6 protein-coding genes are annotated in these 5,031 nt (G+C 41.4%); 4 read left to right on the top strand and 2 right to left on the bottom strand.

Going from position 1 to position 5,031, the window contains the following annotated elements:
* The coding region (locus ACESK1_RS11910; protein ID WP_372920401.1) for an MFS transporter at positions 1–1,202 on the bottom strand (1,202 nt) is incomplete at its 3' end.
* A gap of 164 nt (positions 1,203–1,366) precedes the next feature.
* Positions 1,367–2,188 carry a M48 family metallopeptidase gene (locus ACESK1_RS11905; RefSeq protein WP_372920400.1) on the bottom strand — a complete coding sequence of 274 codons (822 nt, stop codon included), beginning with the start codon at positions 2,186–2,188 and terminating at the stop codon, positions 1,367–1,369.
* 177 nt (positions 2,189–2,365) lie between these two features.
* On the opposite strand from ACESK1_RS11905, the gene ACESK1_RS11900 reads away from it, so the two are divergent.
* From ACESK1_RS11900 to ACESK1_RS11885, 4 genes are all read left to right on the top strand, one after another.
* Positions 2,366–3,235 (top strand): alpha/beta fold hydrolase, encoded by an 870-nt coding sequence (locus tag ACESK1_RS11900; protein ID WP_372920399.1) that lies wholly within the window; start codon positions 2,366–2,368, stop codon positions 3,233–3,235.
* A gap of 26 nt (positions 3,236–3,261) precedes the next feature.
* Complete coding sequence (msrB, locus tag ACESK1_RS11895) at positions 3,262–3,744, top strand: peptide-methionine (R)-S-oxide reductase MsrB (protein WP_372920398.1); 483 nt, start codon at positions 3,262–3,264, stop codon at positions 3,742–3,744.
* Positions 3,745–3,835: 91 nt separating this feature from the next.
* The gene (gene msrB / locus ACESK1_RS11890; RefSeq protein WP_372920397.1) at positions 3,836–4,228 is read left to right on the top strand and encodes a peptide-methionine (R)-S-oxide reductase MsrB; all 393 of its coding nucleotides are present in this window, start codon (positions 3,836–3,838) and stop codon (positions 4,226–4,228) included.
* 55 nt (positions 4,229–4,283) lie between these two features.
* Positions 4,284–4,832 (top strand): collagen-like protein, encoded by a 549-nt coding sequence (locus ACESK1_RS11885; protein WP_372920396.1) that lies wholly within the window; start codon positions 4,284–4,286, stop codon positions 4,830–4,832.
* Positions 4,833–5,031 lie beyond the last annotated feature (199 nt).

The raw sequence follows: 5,031 nt of genomic DNA, 5'->3' as shown, positions 1-5,031 counted from the left end.
AACATCCCTATCACTATTCCTATTTTCTCAGCTACATCATAAAAACTAAAATAACTTGCAGTATCCTTTGTTTCATCGGGAAGAAACTTAGAGTAAGTAGATCTTGATAAAGACTGTATCCCACCCATAACTAATCCAACAGCCGCTGCGGCTACATAGAATTGTTGGGGACTAACAATAAAGTAAGCATAGCCACAAATGCTAATCCATATTAAATTAATAATAATAAGGGTTTTTATGTTTCCTATTCTAAGAGCGACCCGAGCGGTTAAGGTGGCCCCGGCAACAGCTACCAACTGTATTAATAGAATACTTATAATAAGCCCACTGGTTGGATCCTGATCACCCCAGTCCAGTTCTTCAATTCCAAAATAAGTAGCGATAAGCATAATTGTCTGTACCGCCATGCTATAAACAAAAAAGGCTCCCAGATATCGCTTCAGCATCAGGTTATGTTGCATAGCCTCCCAGATACTTTTCAATTCCCGAAATCCGTTGAAAAGGACATTTCTGGGCATGCCTGAACGTTTATTTCCTTTAGGTAAATAATGGTAGGTGTACTGGCTAAAACCAATCCACCAAATTCCGGTTAGGATAAAAGAGAGACGGGTAGGAAAACCTTCATCTTCGAATCCAAACCATGAATGGTTCAGGATCAGGATCAGGCAGATAATAAGTAGAATAACACTTCCGATGTATCCCAATGAAAAACCCTTTGCACTTACTTTATCCTGTTGATCCTTAAATGCGATATCAGGTAAATACGAATTATAGAAAACCAGGCTACCCCAGAAACCAATAAGTGCTAGAAAATAACACAATAAGCCAAACCAGAGATAATCAAGGTCAAACCAAAATAAACCTATGCAAGAGAGTGCACCCAGGTAATTGAAGAACTTCATAAAGTTCTTCTTGTTCCCGATATAATCCGCGATTCCCGATAAGAAAGGACTCAAAAAAGAAACAACCAGAAAAGCCAGAGCTGTAACATAACTAATTAGACTGTCGTTGTTGAAATCAAAGCCCAGAAAGCGAACTGTGTCATCTATTTTATTTCCATCAGCATCTCTTACGATGGTAAGTGCTCCATAGAATATTGGAAATATCGCCGAAGAAATCACCAGGCTATACACCGAATTTGCCCAATCATAAAAAGCCCAGGCATGAAGCAATTTCTTGTGCCCTTTGGGTAGTTTTTTCATTTGAATAAAATTTTAACCTAATTTGGGAATTAGGCACAGGCTTTTAATCATGCTCCTATATATTGGCGTTTTTGGGTCCAGCAGCATGCTGGTTTCCTCAGGCTAAAAATAGAAAAAGCTGCCGGGATGCGGCAGCTTTTTTAATAATTATCGGCTATTATTTTCTATTGAAAAGAATTAACTCCATATTTCTTAGCTTCTGCTCTGGCTTCAGGAGCCCATTTTTCTAGATTGTTTATCCTTGTCTGGTTGGCAGGGTGAGTACTTAAGAACTCAGGCGGCGCCTGTCCGTCACTTTGTGCAGCCATTCTTTCCCATAGCTTTGATGCTTCATCAGGATCGTAGCCCGCTATTGCCATCAGAGTAAGGCCAATCCTGTCGGCTTCGGTCTCATGCTTTCTGCTAAAAGGCAGCATGACTCCTACTGTAGTACCCAAACCATAGGCTTGTGCGAAAATTTGCTGAGTCTCCTGGCTCCTACCACTTACAGCAATACCTCCTGCTACTGCTCCCAGTTGTTGCAACTGTGCCGCACTCATACGCTGAGCTCCGTGATCGGCAAGGGCGTGGGCAATCTCATGCGCCATAACAACAGCCACTCCGGTTTCATTTTCAGCAATAGGTAAGATTCCGGTGTAGAAAACAATCTTTCCACCTGGCATTGCAAAAGCGTTTACTGCATCATCTTTCACAAGGTTATACTCCCAGCGAAAATCATCCAAAAACCCCTCATAGCCATTCGCGTTTAAATATCTCTCAGCGGCGGTTTCAACCTTACTTCCTACTCTTTTTATCATGTTAGCCTCTGCAGTACCGGTAACAACATCATTTTCGGATAAAAATTGATCATACTGTGCAAAAGAGGCCGGAAAGAGCTGGTCATTTGATACAAAATTCAAATTTTTCTCTCCTGTAAAGGGATTGGTTTGGCAGCTCACAAATAATAATGCTGCACTTACCCATATTAATGTTCGTTTAAGTATCATAATGTTTGGTTTTATTTAGCTAAAATTACAAAAGCCGGAAAAGCCTGGTCATTGCTTTAAGCATCATTTAACAAAATAACTTAATTCAAAAACAATACCACTTCTCTACATCTCACTGTTTATAAGGGATAATGAAACTAAAATTCCTTAACTTGCAGACTTTCATTTCCTATAACAATGACCAAAGAAAAAAAAGATCAGCTGTCGGTGCAACAGCTTCTTATTCCTGATTATATCCGTTATACAGCTAAGATACTGAGGAAAATCTCCCCATTTCTGGCAAGTAGGTTTGCGGCCAGATTATTTCTAACTCCCTTTAAGTATAAACTCCCGGAGCGTGAAAAAAAAATGGATCAGAAATCGGTACAAACGAAAATGAAAGTTCCGGCTTTCGGAAAGGAAATAGTGGTCTACCGTTATGGAGACTCCCCTCATAAAATCTTACTGGTACATGGATGGAGCGGCCGTGGCACCCAACTTTCCTATATTGCTGAAGCATTGGTTCACGCCGGTTACAGCACCATAAGTTTTGATGCCCCCGGCCACGGAAAGGCCCCGGGAAAATCCAGCATTATGACCGAGTTTATTGAAAGCATCCAATTTCTCGATAAGGAATTTGGCCCCTTTGATGCTGCTATAGGGCATTCTCTAGGAGGGATGGCTTCCCTTCGGGCAGTAAAAGAGGGAATGAAGATCAACAAACTCATTATTATAGGCACAGCCAATTCGGTTACCCATATCACGCGCGAATTCAATGAAAATCTCGGAATGAATAAGGCTATCGCCGATAGAATGAAAGCCTATTTCGATGAGAAATTCGGGGAAGACATGGATAATTATTCCGGAGCGGTTTCTGCTGAAGCGGTAAAAATACCAACCCTTGTTATTCACGATAAACAGGATGTAGACGTTCACGTAAGTTCTGCCTACGAAATAGACCGTGCCTTGGAAAACAGCGAATTAATGATCACAGAAGGCCAGGGACACCGCCGGATTCTGGGTGACAAGCAGGTAATTAACAAAATCACAACGTTCCTCACAGACTAATCTTTGTACCTTTAAAATAAAAACCTATGAAAAAATTACTGGTTTTTATTATTCCGCTGATGCTATTCAGCTGCAATGGCAATGCACAAAAAAAGGAAACAGCTTCACAGGAATATGAAGTAACCAAAACTGATGAACAGTGGAAAGCAGAACTCTCAGAAGGGGAATATCGCATCCTCCGAAAAGGTGATACAGAACGTGCCTTTACGAGTCCGCTAAACGATATTGACGAACCCGGCACCTTTGTTTGCGCTGCCTGCGGCAACCCCTTATATAAAACAAAATATAAATTTGATAGCGGCACAGGGTGGCCCAGTTTTGACAGGCCCATCGATGATGCCGTCTCCTACGGAAGAAATACTTCCTTTGGATATGAAGACAACGAAGTGCATTGCGCCCGTTGCGGCGGTCATCTCGGTCACGTTTTTGAAGATGGCCCAAGGAAAACTACAGGGAAAAGACATTGTATAAACGGCTTGGCTATGGAGTTTATTCCGGAGGGAGAATAGATTTCCGCCGGAGTTTATCCCGCTTTTGCTGGACGGAAATGATAGAATCATTGAGATTTCCACCTTCGTGGAAATGACAAAAAATATTTATATGAAAAAATACGCTATAGAAAAACCGGAAGAGGAATGGAAAAAAGAACTCGGGGAAGAACAGTACCGGGTACTTCGGGAAAAAGGAACCGAGGCTCCTCATACCGGGAAATACAATATGCATTTTGAGGATGGCTCCTACTACTGCGCCGCCTGCCATACTAAGCTTTTTGAAAGCGATGCGAAATTTGAAAGTGGATGTGGCTGGCCAAGTTTTGATCGTGCCATAGAAGGAAAGGTGGAATATGTACAGGATAAAAGCTTCGGAATGATGCGTACAGAGATCCTTTGTGCCAACTGTGGAAGTCACCTTGGCCACATTTTTGATGATGGTCCTACAGAAACCGGCCAGCGGTATTGCGTTAATTCCGCAAGTCTTGATTTCAAAAAATAACAACCAACACCTATGAAGCCCACCAGGGGCAATTGTTTAATTAAAACTTATCAAAATGAAAAAATTATTATCAGCCCTATTTGTAACCGCTTTTTTATTTACCGCCTGTGAAGGCGACCAGGGCCCTCCGGGACCTCCAGGCCCTGAAGGCGAACCAGGAGTTAACGTAGTTGGACAAACTCTAGAGTATGAAGATGTAGACTTTGATTATTTTGAAGATGTGAATTACCATTCCACGATAATCGGCTTGCCGGAAGATGTTGAAGTCCTTACTTCAGATGCAATTCTGGTTTACAGACTTGAAGTAATCGAAGATAATGGAGATGTTTACGAAACCTGGAGTCTTATCCCTCAGAACTTTTTCCTGGATGAGGGTACTATCCAGTATGTATATAACCATACCGATGTAGATGTAGAATTGATCATTGATGGAAATTTTGACCTGACTAACCTCGATGCAGGTTTTACCCAGGACCAGGTTTTTAGGTTTGTGATCGTACCTTCAGATTTTGCTGAAACCACCGGCATTGATGTCGCTGATTTTAACGCGGTATTAAAAACACTGGACCTTAAGGAGCAGGACATTCAGAACATTCAGATGTAGAAATTCTGATTGCTTCAAAATCAAAAGGCTTACCAGCTGTGGTAAGCCTTTATTTTTTGCGATTTCTGGTATAACAGAGCCCTTTTAAAACTTTCAGTTTAAGCTATTATTCCTTAAATTCGCAACTTCTATAACTGCAATAAAAATTTCCGACTATGAGTAAATATGATATTATTGTTTTAGGTAGTGGCCCGGGAGG

The sequence above is a fragment of the Salegentibacter sp. genome, assembly GCF_041642575.1.
Taxonomy (GTDB): Bacteria; Bacteroidota; Bacteroidia; order Flavobacteriales; family Flavobacteriaceae; genus Salegentibacter.
This window is presented reverse-complemented; position numbering and strand designations above follow the sequence as displayed.